14 protein-coding genes, 1 pseudogene and 1 riboswitch are annotated in these 18,564 nt (G+C 49.3%); of the genes and pseudogenes, 10 read left to right on the plus strand and 5 right to left on the minus strand.

The genetic code is table 11. From position 1 onward, the window contains the following. The first annotated feature begins 184 nt into the window (after window positions 1-184). The 7 genes and pseudogenes from coaW to G7Y39_RS09195 form a co-directional block, all read left to right on the plus strand. On the plus strand, window positions 185-1,039 hold the full coding sequence (coaW, locus tag G7Y39_RS09165; RefSeq protein WP_165157139.1) for a type II pantothenate kinase: 855 nt from the start codon (window positions 185-187) through the stop codon (window positions 1,037-1,039). 19 nt (window positions 1,040-1,058) lie between these two features. Then, window positions 1,059-1,262, plus strand: a riboswitch (cobalamin riboswitch). A 296-nt stretch (window positions 1,263-1,558) separates the two neighbouring features. Next, entirely contained in the window at window positions 1,559-2,194 is a 636-nt protein-coding gene (locus G7Y39_RS09170) for a porin family protein (RefSeq protein WP_165157197.1), read from the plus strand. Window positions 2,195-2,281: 87 nt separating this feature from the next. Then, window positions 2,282-4,744: a primosomal protein N' gene (gene priA / locus G7Y39_RS09175; protein ID WP_165157141.1), complete on the plus strand. Its 2,463-nt coding sequence runs from the start codon at window positions 2,282-2,284 to the stop codon at window positions 4,742-4,744. 97 nt (window positions 4,745-4,841) lie between these two features. Continuing rightward, window positions 4,842-5,675: a helix-turn-helix domain-containing protein gene (locus G7Y39_RS09180; protein WP_165157143.1), complete on the plus strand. Its 834-nt coding sequence runs from the start codon at window positions 4,842-4,844 to the stop codon at window positions 5,673-5,675. Window positions 5,676-5,758: 83 nt separating this feature from the next. Next, entirely contained in the window at window positions 5,759-6,235 is a 477-nt protein-coding gene (locus tag G7Y39_RS09185; protein ID WP_165157145.1) for a DinB family protein, read from the plus strand. Window positions 6,236-6,299: 64 nt separating this feature from the next. Then, the gene (locus G7Y39_RS09190) at window positions 6,300-6,773 is read left to right on the plus strand and encodes a DUF456 domain-containing protein (protein ID WP_165157147.1); all 474 of its coding nucleotides are present in this window, start codon (window positions 6,300-6,302) and stop codon (window positions 6,771-6,773) included. Between the two features lie 118 nt (window positions 6,774-6,891). Continuing rightward, a pseudogene (locus tag G7Y39_RS09195) lies at window positions 6,892-7,215 on the plus strand (low molecular weight phosphotyrosine protein phosphatase); the annotation flags it as partial. 254 nt (window positions 7,216-7,469) lie between these two features. On the opposite strand, the gene G7Y39_RS09200 reads toward G7Y39_RS09195, so the two are convergent. Next, on the minus strand, window positions 7,470-9,506 hold the full coding sequence (locus tag G7Y39_RS09200) for an HD family phosphohydrolase (protein ID WP_165157149.1): 2,037 nt from the start codon (window positions 9,504-9,506) through the stop codon (window positions 7,470-7,472). A 95-nt stretch (window positions 9,507-9,601) separates the two neighbouring features. On the opposite strand from G7Y39_RS09200, the gene gltX reads away from it, so the two are divergent. Together gltX and G7Y39_RS09210 are read left to right on the plus strand one after the other, a co-directional pair. Then, complete coding sequence (gene gltX, locus G7Y39_RS09205; RefSeq protein WP_165157151.1) at window positions 9,602-11,119, plus strand: glutamate--tRNA ligase; 1,518 nt, start codon at window positions 9,602-9,604, stop codon at window positions 11,117-11,119. A 2-nt stretch (window positions 11,120-11,121) separates the two neighbouring features. Next, the gene (locus tag G7Y39_RS09210) at window positions 11,122-12,357 is read left to right on the plus strand and encodes a 3-deoxy-D-manno-octulosonic acid transferase (protein WP_165157153.1); all 1,236 of its coding nucleotides are present in this window, start codon (window positions 11,122-11,124) and stop codon (window positions 12,355-12,357) included. A 134-nt stretch (window positions 12,358-12,491) separates the two neighbouring features. Here G7Y39_RS09210 and G7Y39_RS09215 read toward each other — a convergent pair whose 3' ends face one another. From G7Y39_RS09215 to G7Y39_RS09230, 4 genes are all read right to left on the minus strand, one after another. Continuing rightward, entirely contained in the window at window positions 12,492-13,895 is a 1,404-nt protein-coding gene (locus G7Y39_RS09215; RefSeq protein ID WP_165157155.1) for a C1 family peptidase, read from the minus strand. 27 nt (window positions 13,896-13,922) lie between these two features. Then, entirely contained in the window at window positions 13,923-15,041 is a 1,119-nt protein-coding gene (locus tag G7Y39_RS09220) for a carbohydrate-binding family 9-like protein (protein WP_165157157.1), read from the minus strand. Window positions 15,042-15,115: 74 nt separating this feature from the next. After that, complete coding sequence (locus tag G7Y39_RS09225; RefSeq protein WP_165157159.1) at window positions 15,116-15,631, minus strand: gamma carbonic anhydrase family protein; 516 nt, start codon at window positions 15,629-15,631, stop codon at window positions 15,116-15,118. 10 nt (window positions 15,632-15,641) lie between these two features. After that, window positions 15,642-17,429, minus strand: a complete 1,788-nt coding sequence (locus tag G7Y39_RS09230) for an aminopeptidase P family protein (protein ID WP_165157161.1) — start codon at window positions 17,427-17,429, stop codon at window positions 15,642-15,644. 265 nt (window positions 17,430-17,694) lie between these two features. On the opposite strand from G7Y39_RS09230, the gene G7Y39_RS09235 reads away from it, so the two are divergent. After that, the gene (locus tag G7Y39_RS09235) at window positions 17,695-18,552 is read left to right on the plus strand and encodes a hypothetical protein (protein ID WP_165157163.1); all 858 of its coding nucleotides are present in this window, start codon (window positions 17,695-17,697) and stop codon (window positions 18,550-18,552) included. The last annotated feature ends 12 nt before the right edge of the window (window positions 18,553-18,564 follow it).

An 18,564-nucleotide genomic window follows, 5' to 3' on the forward strand; every position in this document is an offset into this window, starting at 1 on the left:
AATGTGGCATCTACAAAAGGCAAGGACAGCACGAAACCGCCGTATGCCGAACGGCACGTACGGTGGTGTGAGAGGGAAGGAAACAAAATAGGCAGGAAAACTTATTTTGTTTCCCTACCTACTCGATTTGTATGCGGGTTTATGTACTTTTGTGGGCGATTATTCAATTAAAAGGAAAAGAATCATGGGAATCGTTATAGGTATAGATGTGGGAGGTAGCACGACCAAGATTGTCGGCGTGGAGGATAAGAAGATCAAGAACCCGATGTTCGTGAAAGCTACCGATCCGGTAACCTCTTTATTCGGGGCCTTCGGTAAATATATTTATGATAATAACATTTCGCTCTCGAATATAGAGAAAGTGATCTTGACAGGTGTAGGTAGTGCTTATATTGATCAACCGCTATATGGTTTGCCTACCGCAAAGACGGATGAGTTCCTTGCGAATGGGCTAGGGGCGCAGTATAATACGGGACTGGAAAGCCTGTTGGTGGTCAGCATGGGAACAGGTACCTCTTTTGTCAAGGTGCAAGGCTCCACGGTCGAGCATATCGGAGGATTGGGGATCGGTGGCGGAACCATTCTCGGTTTGTCTAAGCTATTATTGAAAACACATGACTTTCACCAAATAGCGTCTTTGGCCGAGCATGGTTCCTTGAATGATATCGACTTGCATATCCGGGATATTACGCCGCATCCGCTACCCGGCCTGCCGCTGGATGTGACAGCCTCTATTTTTGGAAAAGCGGACGCGAACGCCAAGGTTGAGGATATCGCTCTCGGCATCGTTCATATGGTCTTGCAGACAATTGGGCAAGGGGCTGTTTTTGCCTCGTTGAATGGTGATATCAAGAATATCGTCTTGATCGGCAACCTGACTCGCTTGCCGCAATGCCCGGATATTTTCCCCCGTCTGGAGAATATGTGCGATGTCCATTTCAAGATACCGGAGTATGCCGAGTATCGCACGGCTATCGGGGCGGCTTTATGCTATATCCGGAATCGGGAATATAGGGACATTTTTTGTGGAAAGTGTTAGGCTACATCAAAACTTTCCGTATCTTTGCTACATGCTTTGTTCCCTTTCGGCAATCGCCGGATAGGGATTAAAAGGGAATCGGGTGAGAATCCCGGACAGTCCCGCTGCTGTAAGCTTCATAAACGGGTTAAGCAATACTGTTGCCACTGTTCATTCAAGTGAATGGGAAGGCGCTTAGGACCGGAAGTAAGTCAGAAGACCTGCAAGGCGTGTATATTTTCGACGGCTTCGAGGAAAGGCCGGAAGAGAACGCAAGAGCCGCATCTGGTTTTTACTATTCTTTATCCAACATTTTCTTCTCAGCCGTCTCATGGTATCGGATAATTATTTTGCCATAATAATTAGGGAAAGAAGCATGAATCTGGCCGACGGGATGAGCTCCGTGTGTAAGATGCATGCTTTCTTTACGTTTAAAGGACTGAGGTATTCCGTGAACACTCCAATGAGAATATTTGTTTATTAGTAGAAAAGTGCGTTTATTCGCGATAAGTAATTAACAAAAGAAGTATGCGTATGAGTATGAGGAAAATTGTAGGACTTCTTATGGTTGCCTCGCTAGCGTTGATGGCGCTTCCGGCCAACGCTCAGCTTAAATTCGGTATCAAGGGCGGTTTGAATATATCGTCTGTCCATTTCAACTCGGACATGTTGAAAGCGGATAATGTAACCGGCTTCCAGGTGGGTCCGATGATCGAGACGACCTTGCCCTTGGTTGGTGTCGGGATCGACGCGGCGGTGTTGTATTCGCAAAAGGGTTTGGAGGCGACTTCGGTTGGCGGAGTGAAGACTTCGATGAAGACCGATTATATCGATGTCCCGGTCAACTTGAAATGGAAATTCGGGTTGCCTATTGTCAAGGCGTATCTGGCAGCCGGTCCGTATATCGGTTTTCGTGTAGGCGGTGATAAGTTTTGGGATATCCCGGGTTCCGTAGTGGATCAGGTGAAGGCGAAGACTTTTAGCGCGGGCCTTAACTTCGGTGCCGGCGTGGAGTTAATCAGCCACTTGCAGGTGGGTTTCAGCTATGGTCTGGGACTGACCGATAATTATGCGTTGGAAAGCAAGAGCTTGAGTAGTAGTTTGACCGGAGTGGTTGATATGGTAGAATCCGGAAAGAACCGTGGATGGTCTATCACGGCAGCGATCTTATTCTAGGTAGGTAAAAATAAAATGAGAGAGGCCGGGTTTTCGAAGTCCGGCCTTTTTTGTTACTTTTGGACTCGTAATGAAACACCTGTTTGAATGAGATACGCGGACGTCATACTTCCTCTTCCTTTGGAGAATAGCTATACCTATCGGATACCCGGAGATTTGGAAAGAGCCGTGACTCCCGGCTGCCGGGTGATCGTGCATTTCGGGACGAGACGATATTACACGGCCATCGTCATGGAGATACACGACCGGGAGCCGGTAGCCGATTTCGAGATGAAGGAGATCTACGCCTTGCTGGATGCCACGCCGGTGCTCCGTCGTCCGCAGCTCCGTTTTTGGAAATGGATATCTTCCTATTATATATGTAAGTTGGGCGACGTGTATAAGGCGGCCTTGCCTTCCGGCTTAAAGTTGGAAAGCGAGACAGCCGTTACTTACAATGAGGATTTCGAGGCCACCGCTCCCGTGCGCCCGAACGAGCAAGCGGTACTGGATGCCTTCAACGGGGTCTCGAAATTGACGATCTCGGAGTTGGAGAAGAAGACCGGCCTCCGAAATGTTGTCCCGATCGTCTCTTCCTTGATGGGGAAAGGGGCGGTCGAGGTAAGTGAGGAGCTAAAGCGAGGATTCGTTCCCAAGACACAGGCGTTTATCCGTTTGGCCGAGGCTTACCGGGATGAGACGAAATTGCGGGAGGTGTTCGGGGAATTGAGACGAGCGAAGAAGCAAGAACTTCTGTTGATCCGTTTCTTGGATTTGAGCCATACGTTGAATCTCGCTTTATCGAAGGAACTTTCCAAGAAAGAGCTATTGGAACGCGGAGGTTATACCTCTACGGTGTTGGATGGGCTGCTGAAACGAGGTATCTTGGAGTGTTACGAGAAAGAGGTGGGTCGTTTACAAGTATCCGTCTGCCGCTTGCAAGAGCCGAATCCGCTCAGCCCGGCGCAAGAGAAAGCCTACGGAGAGATCCATGAGGCCTTCAAGACGAAGGAGGTATGCCTGCTTCACGGCGTGACCTCCAGCGGTAAGACCGAGATATACGTCCGTTTGATCCATGAGGTCTTGCGATTAGGGCGGCAGGTCTTGTATATGTTGCCGGAGATCGCCATCACGACCCAGATCACGGAGCGGTTGGCGAAACGGTTCGGGGATAAGCTATTGGTCTACCACTCCAAATTCTCGGATAACGAGCGGGTGGAAGTTTGGAATAAACTATTGCATAGCGATGAGCCTAGGCTGGTATTGGGGGTTCGTTCTTCCCTTTTTCTTCCGTTTAAGGACTTGGGTCTGATTATCGTGGACGAGGAGCATGAGAATACGTACAAACAGCAGGATCCGGCACCCCGCTATCATGCCCGTAACGCTGCCATCGTTCTAGCAGGCATGCATGGCGGCAAGACCTTATTGGGTTCCGCCACCCCCTCCATCGATTCTTATTTCAACGCTATGGCGGGAAAATACGGTCTGGTCGAGCTATCCACTCGTTACGGCGAATGCTTGATGCCAGAGATTATTGCGGTGGACGTGAAGGAGTTAAAGCGCAAGAAAATCATGAAAGATACCCTTTTCTCCCCGCCGCTGGTGGAGAAGGTGCGGGAGGCTTTATCCCGGGGTGAGCAGGCGATCCTGTTCCAGAACCGTCGGGGATTCGCCCCGATGATCGAATGCCGGGGGTGCGGATGGGTGCCTCATTGCGTGAATTGCGACGTGAGCCTTACCTATCACAAGGCGCATAATCAATTGGTTTGCCATTATTGCGGTTATACCTACCGTTTGCCGCAGGTGTGTCCTGCGTGTAAAGGGACGGAGTTCAAGATGCAAGGCTTCGGTACGGAGAAGGTGGAGGAGGAGATCGCCGCCCTTTTCCCCTCGGCGAAGGTGGATCGGCTGGATTTCGATACGGCCCGTACCCGCACGGCTTACGAGCGGATCCTCTCGGATTTCGAGAAGGGAAAGACACACATCTTGATCGGTACCCAGATGCTGTCGAAGGGACTGGATTTCGGTAATGTCAGCGTGGTGGGAATCCTGAGCGCCGATAGCCTGATGAATTACCCGGACTTCCGGGCGCACGAGCGGGCTTATCAATTGATGGTACAAGTGAGCGGACGTGCCGGGCGACGGGACAAGCGGGGTACGGTGATCTTGCAGACTACCCAGCCGGAGCATCCTTTGATCCGTATGGTGCAGCATTTCGCTTACAAGGAAATGGTGCGCTTGCAATTGAGTGAGCGTAGTATGTTCCGTTACCCGCCTTACTACCGTTTGATCGTCTTGACCCTTCGGGGTCGGAATGCGGAGGCTTTGCAGGAGATGTCTGCCTTATATGCGGAGAAACTTCGTGCTCGTTTGGGCGAGCGGGTGTTGGGGCCGGTTACGCCGCCTATCACCCGGGTGCAGACGCTTCATATCAAGAAGATCGTCTTGAAAATCGAGATCTCCGCCGGGATCGCTCCGCTTCGTGAGATATTGGAGGGTATTCATACGGAGATGCAGGGGTATGCGCCGTTTAAGCAGTTGCTGGTTCATTACGATGTGGATCCGGCTTGAGAATTGAAAATGGAGAATTTAAGAGGAAGGAGAATTTCTGTTCGTCGGGATTATTGGTGTCATGAGGGCGAGCAGGTTGGAAACAGTTCGAAATAACATGAGAGAAAGCAAAATTCTATATCCGTCTCCCGTACTTTCCCAATACATAAAATACTATTGGGTGTTGAAGACCGATGAAGTAGAGCCAGTAATGATACAGACTATTCCATCGGGGTGCGTACATCTTGTTTTTCATCGGGGTGAGAATCTGAATATCCAATCAAAAGGCTTGCAACCAAAGAATTTTATTCGAGGACAGTTCTCAACTTATGGGTGTTTGATCTCAAAGGGCAACATTAATATGATTGCTGTTATATTTCACCCTCTAGGTTTGAATCCATTTGTGCGGTGTTCCATGAGTGAGATTTACAATCGTTATATAAATGTAGAAGATTTGGAAGATATAGAATTAAACCACCTGAAGCTAAATATTTCTGCCGAACCAGTCGTTGAAACCTGCTTACGGCTGATTGAAATCTTCCTTATACAACGGTTGGTTGGTGTAGATTGTAATTACCAAAGAACGCGGAACGCTATCTGCCAAATAATCAATCAACCGCGAATCGAAGTGAATGCTCTTGCTGAGAATGCTTGTTTGGGATATAGGCAATTCAAGCGAGTATTTACCAACTATGTAGGAATGAGTCCTAAAGAATATTATCGGGTAGTTCGCTTTCAGCGAGCATTGTATCTGTTGCAGAATAATCCGGAGATGGAATTTATAGACTTGGCTTATTCATGTGGCTTTTACGATCCTTCGCACTTGGTGAAAGACTTTAAAGAGTTTACAGGCTGTTCGCCTACTCAATATCTATTTTCCCATTCTCCGTATTCTACATTTTTCTCCGAAGATTGCAGGCTGAATGTTATTAAGTCGCATAGTCGTGCGTAGCTATCTGGAATAAAGTCAGTTTTTTACAAGTGGATGATAGGCAAAGAACTTATTTTTGCAGAAGTATTTAAAATTAGAAAGTTATGCGAGATAGTAATTTTATGCATATAACCGATGGCATTGCACAGGTTATTGAAACAGAAGAGAAATTGTTAAATGATTTGCCTGTAGAGGTTATCACGCAAAGGCGAAATACGCAGAATCGCAACATTAAGCAGATTCTCGGCCACTTGATTGATTCAGCATCCAATAATCATCAACGCATGGTTCGGTTGCAATATAGCAAAGATCTGCTTTTCTTCCCTGATTATACACAGGATAATGATTTGTGGATAGCTTTGCAGGATTATCAGAATGCAGACTGGCCTAACTTAGTCCAGTTATGGAAGTTTTACAATCTGCACATCATCCAAGTAATTAACTCGGCAGATAAGAACAGGCTGGATAGTTATTGGTGCGACTTTACAGGAGCAAAGGTTACATTAAGAGAAATGATAGAAGGCTATTTGGGACATTTGCGCCTGCACATAAAAGAAATCCATGAATTGATAGGCGGCTGAGTTTCCACTCGCAATGTATTATTGAGAGAATGCCTTAAATTAGTGCTTTCAAATTTTGTAGGATATGGATCTATTACTCTATGTACTGGCCAGCCTCTGTTTGCTATTGGGTTTTGCCGGTTGTTTCCTGCCCGTATTGCCCGGGCCTCCGGTGGCGTATGGGGGCTTGTTGTTGTTGCAGGCGACGGAACGTTATGAGTTTACGTTTGGGCAATTGGTTGTATGGGGATTGTTGGTTGTCGTGGCGCAAGTGCTGGATTATGTGACTCCGATATTGGGCACGAAATACAGCGGAGGAAGCAGGTGGGGCAATTGGGGATGCGTGATCGGTACGGTGGCAGGTATATTCTTGTTCGCTCCTTGGGGTATCTTGTTGGGACCTTTCTTGGGGGCGTTAGCGGGGGAGTTGCTGGGAGGCAAGGTGTTTGGCGAGGCGATGAAAGCCGGTTTTGGAGCGTTTCTTGGTTTTGTGATCAGCGTGATGTTGAAGGTGGGGCTTTGCGGGTATTTTGTCTATTGCGCGATCGCCGGGCTGTAAAGAGATTTAATTTTCCTACCTTCGCGGTCTATTAGGAATGGAAACGAGTTTGCCGTATCGTATAATAGGGTATAAGCCTGCGTGTAAATTGTTGGATGATGATCGAAAAGAATAGGTTAGTCGGATGCGGGCGCATGCGACCCGTAGGGGATATTCATTGGATTCGATCTCCCGTCCGGTACGTCAGTGGGACTTCCATGATTTCGACTTAATTATAGGCATGGACGACCAAAATATAACGGACTTGAAGCGGATGGCTCCCGATCTGGAATCCGTCGATAAGATACATCGAATGACCGAGTTCTCCCGGAATAAGTTGTACGATCACGTCCCGGATCCTTATTATAGCGGTGCCGAAGGTTTTGAGTTGGTCTTGGATCTATTGGAAGATGCTTGCGCCGGGTTGTTGGAATATTGTAGATTATTACAATGCCCATCGTAAGGTTACAAGAATGCCCATTGTAAGATGCTTATAACTGCGATTATAAGAACCTTACGATGGGCATTATGGTTTTATTGGGGCTTCTTACCTGGTTCTCAGGGGTAAACTTCTCTCTCATAAGGCGATTCCTTCATTCAGAAGCATTATCATCGGACTGATGATAATGCCCGTGTTCAATTCCACTTCATAGATTTTTCCGGAATGCTTGCGATAAGCAGAAGAAAAGATCTGCTTGATATCGTGCTCGTTTGTCTTTATTTCTTCAAGTCCGGATAGCTGATTCGGGTATGGAACATGGTTTTCAGTTTGTCTACGAATACGCTCTTCACGGTCTCCACGTCCTTGAAGGTCAATGGAGCGCTCTTTAGCAAGCCGTCGGCGATCTGCCCGTCGATGATCTTGTTCACCAAGGCGCTGATACTCTCTTCGGTATGTTCCTTCAGGCTGCGGGAGGCTGCTTCCACAGAATCGGCCATCATCAGTACGGCGGTCTCTTTCGAGAAGGGATTCGGGCCGGGGTAGGTGAATAGCTCGTCTTTAATCGGCTTGTCAGGGTATTGGTTCTTGAAAGAGTTGTAAAAATACTTCGCCTTGCCACGTCCGTGGTGAGTACGGATGAAGCTGATAACCGCCTTGGGTAGCAGGGCCTTCTCGGCAATCTTCACGCCCTCGGTGACGTGGCTGATGATGATTTGCGCGCTTTGGTCGAACGCCAGCTGGTTATGTGGGTTCACGCTCGTTTGGTTCTCGGTGAAGAAGACAGGGTTACTCATCTTTCCGATGTCATGGTAAAGGGCGCCGGTACGGACCAATTGCGAGTTGGCGCCGATCTTGACAGCCGCTTCGGAGGCGAGGATGGATACCTGCAAAGAGTGTTGGAACGTACCCGGGCAGGTCTCGCTGAGCTTCTTCAAGATCGGGTTGTTGATGTTGGACAATTCCACCAAGGTGATGTCCGATACGTAGCCGAACGTCTTCTCCAGTATATATACTAATATGTAGGTGAACATGACGAGGATGAAGTTGATGCCGAAATAGAGCATCATCATCCAGTTGATCTTACTCAGGTTCGCCTCTTGGAACAGCGTGAGGCTTGTGTAGCAGATGGCGTACGAGAGGAAGATGAAGAATGCGCACCGGATCAGTTGCGAGCGTTCGCTCAGGTTTCTCAGGCTGAACGTCACGACCATGCCCGCTATGGCTTGTAGCAATAGAAACTCATGCGGGAAAGGTACCATCAACGAGCAGATCAGCACGATAATAAGGTGCGTGAAAAGCGCCGTCCGGGAGTCGAAGAAGGTACGTACCACGATCGGTACGATGGCGAACGGCAATATATATACGTTGAATAACGCATAGGTAACGCATAGCTCCGTGAGGATGCAACTCACGAATATGCAGAGGATCAAGAATAGTACGTTCTTCCGGTTATGGAATATCTTTAACCGGAAGGACCATAGGTAGAGCCAGAAACAGAACATTAGCCCGAAGACGAGTCCGAATTGACCGGCCAATATGATACCTTGCGTCTGCGTACCTCCGGTCTTGGCCTCGTGTACGGCCTTTAGGGAGCGGAGTACGTTGTAGGTATGGTTGTCGATGATCTCGCCCCGGTCTACGATGCGCTCTCCGGCTTGTACCATGCCGTTGGCGATAGATACGCTTTGTAGCATATCCTCCTTGATCTTGTCGGACATGTCGGCGTCATAAGATATGTTCTCGGAGAGGTAGTTATTGATGTCACACGATTGCAGGATGGATTTGTCCAGTCGTGACGGGCAGTTGTTGATAATGAACTCGTAGGCGGTGCGAACGGTGAAAAAGTCGCTCACGTAACGGGGTTGCGCGACGGCATTCTCCAAGAGGTTGACACGGGAGTATCCCTCTTTCCGTAGCTCGTCCAGATCCTGCGACGAGATGATGCCGTTCTTGTATAAGTTGATCAGGCTGCCCTCGATATACTGCATGTAAGCGGGGGATGCTTTGCTTCGCAGGTTATTGCCGTTGTTGTAGTTGGCACGCAGTTTCTCGACCTCTTGCTCCTGGATGTCGGGGTTCATGCGGTAATAAGGCTCGAACTTACGGAGTACGCTGTCTTTCTCCGCTTTTACCTCGTCGTCGGTCTTGTAGATCGGGAAATCGTTCGGGGCGGTGAGCAACCCGTACCTCCAAGGCTTGCCTTCATGGAACTGATATCGGAATTTTCCCTCCCGGGGGAAAAAGTAGGCGATAAGTAATGCGGCCACGACGAAGTAGACCACGGTCGGTATGTTGTAATTCTTTTGTTTCATATGCGTTCTCATTTAGCGTCCGAAATATACGTAAAATAGTTCACTAACCGAAAAAAAGGCGTATTTTTGCCGCGTTATTATAGAATGTAAGTGTTATGACTCAAAGAAAAGTAAGAGTACGCTTTGCGCCTAGTCCTACGGGAGCGTTGCATATCGGAGGTGTTCGCACGGCCTTGTACAACTATTTATTCGCTAAACAGAATGGCGGTGATATGATTCTCCGTATCGAGGATACGGATTCCCAGCGCTTCGTTCCCGGGGCGGAAGACTATATCATCGAGGCTCTGACTTGGCTAGGTATCAAGTTCGACGAAGGCGTGAGCTTCGGCGGCAACTACGGTCCGTATCGCCAGAGCGAGCGCCGTGAGATCTACAAGAAATATGTCGATCAATTGTTGAGCGCCGGCCATGCTTATATGGCGTTCGATACGCCTGCCGAGTTGGAGGAGAAACGGAAGGAGATCGCCAATTTCCAATACGATGCCTCTACCCGTTCGCAAATGCGTAACTCGTTGACGCTTTCCCCGGAAGAGGTTCAGAACCTGATCGAGTCCGGTCATCAGTACGTAGTTCGTGCCAAGATCGAGCCGAATGAGGACATCCACGTGAACGACTTGATCCGTGGCGAGGTCGTTATCAACTCCTCAGTCTTGGATGATAAGGTATTATATAAATCGGCCGATCAATTGCCTACTTACCACTTGGCGAATATCGTGGACGACCATTTGATGGAAGTTACCCATGTGATCCGTGGTGAGGAGTGGTTGCCGAGCGCGCCGCTTCATGTATTATTATATCGTTTCTTCGGTTGGGAGGATACGATGCCTAGTTTCGCTCATCTGTCCTTGCTATTGAAACCGGAAGGTAACGGTAAGTTGAGCAAGCGTGACGGCGATCGTCTGGGCTTCCCAGTATTCCCCTTGGAATGGCACGATCCGAAGACGGGTGATGTTTCATCGGGCTATCGTGAGAGTGGCTACTTCCCCGAGGCTGTCGTAAACTTTCTCGCTTTGCTGGGTTGGAACCCAGGTAACGATCAAGAGGTGATGAGCATGGATGATTTGATCCGTTTATTCAACCTGTCTCGTTGCAGCAAGAGCGGCGCTAAGTTCGATTATGAGAAAGGCAGATGGTTTAACCACCACTATTTACTAGAGAAGCGTAATGCGGAGATCGCTGACCTATTCTTGCCGATCGTGGAAAGCCACGGTATCCGGACTACCCATGCTTATGTAGAGAAGGTAGTCGGCATGATGAAAGGCCGTGTCAATTTCGTAAGTGAGTTATGGGATCTTTGTTCTTTCTTCTTTATCGCTCCGACGGAGTACGATGAGAAAACCCGCAAGAAACGCTGGAAAGAGGATTCCGCTGTGCGATTGGGTGAGTTTATCGAACAACTGCGTGCCCGTGAGCCGTTCGATGTAGAAGGTACGGAGAACGAGTGCAAGGCTTGGATCGAGAGTAAGGGATATCATTTGGGGAATATCATGAACGCCGCCCGTCTGGCCTTGGTTGGCGAGGGGAAAGGCCCCGGTATCTTTGATATCACCGAGGCTTTGGGTAAAGAGGAGTCTATCCGCCGTATCCAACGGGCTATCGAGATTCTAAAATAATCATGTACAGTTTAGCGATACATCTCTACGCTTTTGTGGTTGCTCTGATCTCGCCTTTCCATAAAAAAGCGAGACTGATGCGATTCGGACAATGGAAAACAAATTCCATACTTCGTGAGAAGATCGACCGGGACGCTAAATACATCTGGTTCCATGCTTCCTCGTTGGGCGAGTTCGAGCAGGGGCGTCCTATGATCGAGAAGATCAAGGTAAAACATCCAGAGTATAAGGTGTTGCTGACTTTCTTTTCTCCCTCCGGCTATGAGGTACGGAAGAATTACAAAGGAGCGGACGTGATTTGCTATCTCCCTTTCGATACGCCTTTCCGGGTGAAGAAGTTCTTGAATCTGGCGAACCCGGCGATCGCCGTATTTATCAAGTATGAGTTTTGGGGGAACTATTTACGTGAGTTGCATAAGCGGAGAATACCGGTTTATATCATTTCCGCCATATTCCGTCCCGACCAGTTATTTTTCCAATGGTTCGGAAAGCCGTACCGGAAGATGCTATCTTATTTTGATCATCTTTTCGTGCAGGACGAGCGTTCGATGAAACTCTTGAAAGAGTTTGGTATCACGAATGTGACGGTGACCGGCGATACCCGTTTTGACCGGGTATTGGATGTCCGTAAGCAGGCTCGTGAGCTTCCGTTTATCGAACGTTTTTTGGAAAGCAAGGAGGGGAAAAGGCCGATCGTGATGGTGGCCGGCAGTTCATGGCCGCAAGACGAGGCGATCTTTATCACTTATTTCCAAGAACATCCGGAGATGAAGTTGATTATCGCCCCGCATGAGATTCACCGGGAACATCTCCTCTCTATCGAGGCGATGCTAAAACGTCCGTCCGTCCGTCTATCGGAGGCGCACGAGGAGGATCTGGCCGATAAAGATTGCTTGATCATTGACAGTTTCGGGCTCTTATCTTCGATTTATCGCTACGGGCAGATCGCTTATATCGGCGGTGGTTTCGGAGCAGGTATCCACAATACGTTGGAAGCCGCCGTTTATGGAGTTCCGGTCTTATTCGGCCCGAGATACTATAAATTTAAGGAGGCGAAGGATCTGATCGCCGTAGGTGGTGGTTTCTCCATCACCGACGATACCTCCTTCCGAACGAAGATGGACGAGTTATTGACCGATCCGACTGCTTTGGAAACCTCCGGGCAAGCTGCCGGTGATTTTGTGAAAAACAGTGTAGGAGCGACGGACCAAATCTTACGGCAAATCCACATCCGTTAATCGATAAAGCCAGGTTTACTACTCGAGTGATTGTATGCCCGGACTCTTTTGCTATAGCGATGAAATATGGATGAGACAGACGTGCGGACTGGTAATTGAACGATCCGTGTTGTCTGTCTCATCCGTGTTTTATTTTAGTCCTCTTCAGCGAACATCGGGTCCCAAGCGGGAAGACGAGTCGGTGTTTGTCTCAAGATCTCTTTTACTTGATCCGTGATGTACTTTTTGTTGACTACCAGACGGAACATATACTCATTAAACCATTGGTCTGTCATGATGAGGTGGCCGGCGTTCGCTCCGGGTCCCCAACTATTCTCGACCATCCATTTCTTCGGCTTCCCATTCGCGTCGAGGTCAACTGCCATCAAGGTCATGGCGTGTGAGGAACCGCTGGAGAACGTCTGGATACGTTGTTTCTTGTCCATGCCGAATGTGGTACCCAGCAATGAACCGTAATCGTAGAAGTTTACATCCAGAATACCTCTATCGCGATCGAAGAACTTGCCTACGTCGCAAGAGAAATACATCATGGTGCTGTCCTTGATGGAAGCGATAGCCATTTGCTTGATATCCTCGATCGGAAGGTTCACGTACGTCCAGTTCTTGCCATCGTAAGCGTGGCGGTCGTAATCGATCTCATACAGCTTATAATAATCGCGGCTCGGATCGTTCATCAACATAACATAGTTGTTTTTCAAATCGTCCCCGATATATTCTTGGAAAAAAGACTGAGGCGTATATTCCTTCGTCTCTACCGGATTCCCCTTAGCGTCTTTGCGAGTCCATGTGAATTTCGTAGGCGGCTCTCCCAAGTTCAATACGAGCATACGGTAAATCGTGCCTAACATCTCTGTTTTCTTTTTCTCCAGATCCGCTACGGTTGTGCCTTTGGTCGTAGACTGGTCACGGAGTTGCAGGCCGTATTCTTTCAGCTTTAATCCGATCAGGTTGCTCATGCGTCCGGTACTGTTACTGCTGTTGGTCTCTACCATGACCTCGGCGGGAACCACGCCATACTTAGTCAGGAGATCGGAGACACCCGTGAACTGCCCGCCGTCTCCGATCGGGTTCTTGAATAACCATTCCACCATCTTGTCGTCCATGGGTTTCAGACGAGTATCGATGATACCCTGTAAGAAAAGGTTCGCTTTCTCCAATTGATCCCAAAAGAAAGAATAATTCTGGGAGAATTGGAATTCACCCATGTCGTACTTATGGATCGCCTGCGCACGGAATACGTTCAATCCCGTGAAAAGCCAACAACGACCCGAGGAGCGTTGGTTGGAGATCCCTTTGCTCTCTACCTTGTTAGAGAAGTACGTATCCAGATTGTTCTTGCTCTCCCCATTAACGGCAAGCTTATTGATGTCATTATTGGTGATTGCGTTACGGATCGCCTTATCGGCGGGGGTACCTTGATAAGACTGTTTGATTTGTTGCAGCATCGCCGGTGAAATGCCTCCACCGCTTTGTTGCCCGTGAGCCGATAGCGTGATGCCTAAGGTCAAGGCCGCTATCCATAAATTGGTTTGTTTCATGATATGTAAATTGATTAATAAATGATGTTATTCCTTTTTAGACCCTACCAGACCGTCTTGCCGGATCTGCCATACCGTCCCGTCCGGTGCGGGTAGCGATATCTCGTACATAGAAGGGGTCGTATGTATTTCCAGTTGATTGGCGATCTCTTGCGGGCATAGCTCGTTTGCCTTCAAGTCGTCGATGTTGTCGGCATAATGACCGAAGGTGGCGGCGAACTCATTCTGGCGGTAATATAAATTACGCAAGATCCATTTCGTCTCCTCCGAAGGATGCTTTACGAAAGGTGTCTCACCCTCTCCCGCTATCTTATCCGATATTTGTACATACCCCCAGTATTCGGGCATATGGATATTGATTACCCCGGTAGGAGCCCATACCCAATTGTACTCGCGAATCTTATCCTCGCCCTGGACAGGGATTTTCGTGTATTTACCGTCTTTCACGTCCGTTGTCCATTCCACGCGGGAGAAGTTCACACGGATCTGCTCACCGATTTCCGGCTTTTCTTTTCCTCGGTCCATTTGGAATATGGAGATCCAAGGAATGAATACCTCTACGCTCCATGACTGATCCGTGTCTTTCGGGTTATTCAGCGTACCGTCTACGTGAACCGCGGATTTCATCCCGGCAAACTCCCAGTTATTCAATACTTGCGGATCATCCCGATAGGGGCGGGTTAAGAACAAGTCCCATTCCGTACCCAAGGCATTCACCTCGTACTCCAGATAATTATGGGTGTCGTTCGTAGGATTCAGGAAGATCTCGAAGTCGTTGTCATGGAAGATCACGGCGTCGTGCTCCGTGAGGGTCGCCCAAACGTGCGGCTCCTCCATTAGGACGGCGAAATACATTCCGTTATCATCGTAAGTCATCTTGGCCCGGGTCTGGAAGTGAGGGGCCGGGCGTTTGTCTCCTTCGATATCCACGAAGTCGCCCGTCCAAGGTATCGCGTCCCATTCCCCGGGAGATAGCTTCCCGTCGATCTTTATGGGAGCGGGAGCCTTGTAGCAAACATACGTCGGCGGGCTGAACGGTGGTTGCGGCATATACGAGATGTCCCGCTTTTGCGTACTTGGTTTCTGTGCGCAAGAAAGCAATAGGAGTGCTGTCAATGGCGCTGTCATTATAATCGTTTTTCTCATGTTCGTTTGTTTTCAGATCGTTCGACAAATAGATTCTTGTTGAAGTGAGTCCATCACTGCGTCCAACCGGATCCTTATCCTTTATACCAAGAAGAATACATATGGTAGTTCTTGGCTATTTTCTGGTTGATCTCTTTCGCTTGCTCGGGATCTACCTTCTTGACGAACTTGGCGGGAACTCCGGCGTAGATACTGCCCGGCTCGACGATCGTCTTGCTTAACACGACGGAACCTGCGGCGATGATTGCTCCCTCGCCTACTACGGCGTGATCCAATACCACGGAGCCCATTCCGATCAAGGCGCCATTGCAAATCTTCGCCCCGTGGATCGTTACGTTGTGGCCGATGGATACATCATCGCCGATCTCGATCGTTGATTTCTCGTATAAGGTGTGAAGGACGGAACCGTCCTGTACGTTCACGCCGTTGCCGATGCGGATCGAGTTCACGTCGCCGCGAAGCACGGTGCCAAACCAGATACTGCAACCTTCCCCGATCTCTACGTCACCTATAATCGTGGCGTTGTCTGCTAAAAAAGTGTCTTTACCGATCTTCGGGGTAAAGCCACGAACGGATTTAATTAATGCCATGTTTAGTCATTTAAATTTCTGTTGTTTTCTCTTTCAGCCAAGCTCTCTCCTCCTCGTTCAGGAACGGGCTGATCTTGTCGTAGACCATCTGGTGGTATTTATTCAGCCAAGCGTGCTCACGGACAGAGAGCATGGGGATGATAATGAGGCTCGTGTCGATGAAACAAAGCGTCAGCGTATCGAATCCCAAGAATTTCCCGAATTCCGTCTCGCTGTCCTCACGTACCAAGATCATGTTCTCCGTACGGATACCGTATTCGCCGGTACGGTACATGGCCGGCTCGTCGCTGATCACCATTCCGGGCTTCAAGGTCACCGGGTTCTCCTCCATGCGGATGCTTTGGGGGCCTTCGTGTACGTTCAGGCAATGACCGATACCGTGACCAGTCCCGTGCAAATAATGAATGCCGGAATCCCATAACGCCTTGCGGGCAAGGATATCGATCTGGGAACCTCGCGTACCGACGGGAAACTTGCTTTTCGCCAAGCTGATCGTACCTTTCAATACACGGGTGAAATCCTTCTTCATCTGCTCTGTCGGTTCTCCAAGGGCGATCGTACGGGTGATATCTGTCGTACCGTCCAGATATTGCGCACCGGAATCGATCAAAAGCAAACCCTCCGGTTTCAAGGTCGCGTCCGTCTCCGGAGTAGCGGAGTAGTGAACGATCGCTCCATGCCCGGCGTAGCCGCAGATCGTACCGAAGCTATCCATAATATATTGCGGTTGTTCCGCACGTAAGGCTGTCAGCTTCTCGGCGGCGCCGAGTTCCGTAACTTGGGCTCCTTCCGCCATTTGTCTCTCCAGCCAGATATAGAATTTGGTCAAGGCGACGCCATCTTTTACCACAGCGTTTTGGAATCCCTTGATCTCGGTCTCGTTCTTGACGCTTTTCAAATGGTTGGCGGGAGAGATCCCTTCCACGATCGTACAGCTTCTCGGGATCGCGTCGTATAAGGAGACGTTCGTCCTGTTCATATCCACGAACACCCGGCTGTTTTCCGGTAGGCGGGACAGATATCTCCGGATCATGGCGTATTCGGCAAGCGTAACCCCTTCTTTCTTCAAATGCTCGGCGATTTCGGCGGTCAGCTTCTCCGGCCTGATGAAGAGTACGCTCTCGTCTTCCGATACGAAGGCGTAGCTGACTACGACTGGGTTATAGGTCACGTCCGTGCCCCGGATATTGAACGTCCACGCGATCTCGTCCAAGGCGGCGAGGATCAAGCAGTCGGCGCCTTCGCTCCGCAGCCGGTTATTGATGAGGTCTAGTTTCTCGTGCACGGAGGCTCCGCTTAATGCTTCCGGCATCTCGAATATCGGGTTTCCGGGAACGGCGGGACGGTCCTTCCAGATACTCTCGATCAGGTCGGCCGAGGTATCCAGCTTGATCTCTTTCCGGATTAGTTTATTCGCCAAGGCATTCGCTTCGGCGACGCTATAGGTCTGCCCATCCAGTCCCACGGTCTGTCCGGCGTGCAACTCATGCGAGAGGAATTCCGTGATAGACGGTGTCTCCGGGAGCGCCAACTTATAGAGTTCGATACCGGAACCTTCCAGCTGGCTGGCCGCTTGCAGGAAATACCGGGAATCGGTCCATAAGCCTGCCCTGTCTGCGGTGACCACGATCGTTCCCGCCGAGCCGGTGAAGCCGGATATCCATTCTCTCGATTTCCAGCGATCGGCCGGATACTCGCTTAGGTGCGGGTCGGAACTGGGTATGATATAAGCGTCAACTTTCTGTTGTCTCATAGCCTCCCGTAGGGCGGCGATACGTTCAGGAATGTTTGTTTTCATCGCATTTTATTTTAGTCAACATTAATATTCGCAAAGTTAAGGAATTATTCAATTTGCGCAAAAGCCTATGTTCTCAAGATTGAGGTGCGGCGCGAATTATGTGGGCTTAAGACAGATGATGCACTCTGTCGGCAATTCAATCCGTTCATGACTTTGTGTTTTACAAGCTTGTGAGCCTGTTGCTTTAAATCAAGTTAAAGATGAGGAACCCAATAGGGTATCAAGGAATAATTTGCTAGTTTTGTGGTAACAAATAGGAAGTGCCATGAGGAATCTGCTTTATCTTTTTGTCTTTGCGACTCAGCTTCTCGGCTTGAGCGCATGTTCTTCTTACTATTATTCGATGTTGAACTCGAATGACCCCGTTGGGGAGAAGAATGAGAGAGGTGATTTTGTGCAGGAAAACGATACGGTACGTATCTCTTATCGTTTCTGGGGAGAGAACGCCCCGATTACTATCACCATTTATAACAAATTGGATGAACCCTTGTATGTGGATTGGGGGCGGTCGGCGCTGATTATCGATGACGTGGCTACCACCTACGACTCGAAAGAGGTCTCGGTGAGAGGAGAGACCTCTGGTGCGGCATCCGGTAGCTCCTTCCATTGGAGCGATAGGAGCAGCAGCGGGTGGAACTACTCGGAAGGTGCCTTCTCCGGCAATGTGAGTTTGCCGAAAGGCGTTGAGTTTATCCCGCCGCATTCCAAATTAGTCAATACGCCTTTGCATTTAGCCAACTTCCCGTTCAACGAGATCCCGAAGGAGGCGTATGTAAAGGAGCAAATGATAACGAAGGCGGCCACCACCGTAAATATCCGTGTAAAGGATTTTACGGAAGAAGATTCTCCGCTGAAGTTCCGCAGCTACCTGACGTTGCTCGCCGGAGGGACCAATGGGATGCCCTTGAGGCATTCCTCTTTTGAGCGGAACTTCTATCTGGCGAAATTGATTAAGGTCGGCGACGTGGCCCCCCAGTATTTCGATGAGGGGCAACAGCAATCCGGCGATTTCTTTTATGTGAAAGAGACTCATGGGGCTACGGCTGGCCTTGTCGTAGGAGCGATAGCGGTTACCGCCGCAGGCGTGGCGATAGAGGCTACGCTGGGTCCCGTGAATTATTAATAGATTCAGGCG

The sequence above is a fragment of the Parabacteroides sp. ZJ-118 genome, from assembly GCF_011038785.1.
GTDB lineage: Bacteria > Bacteroidota > Bacteroidia > Bacteroidales > Tannerellaceae > Parabacteroides.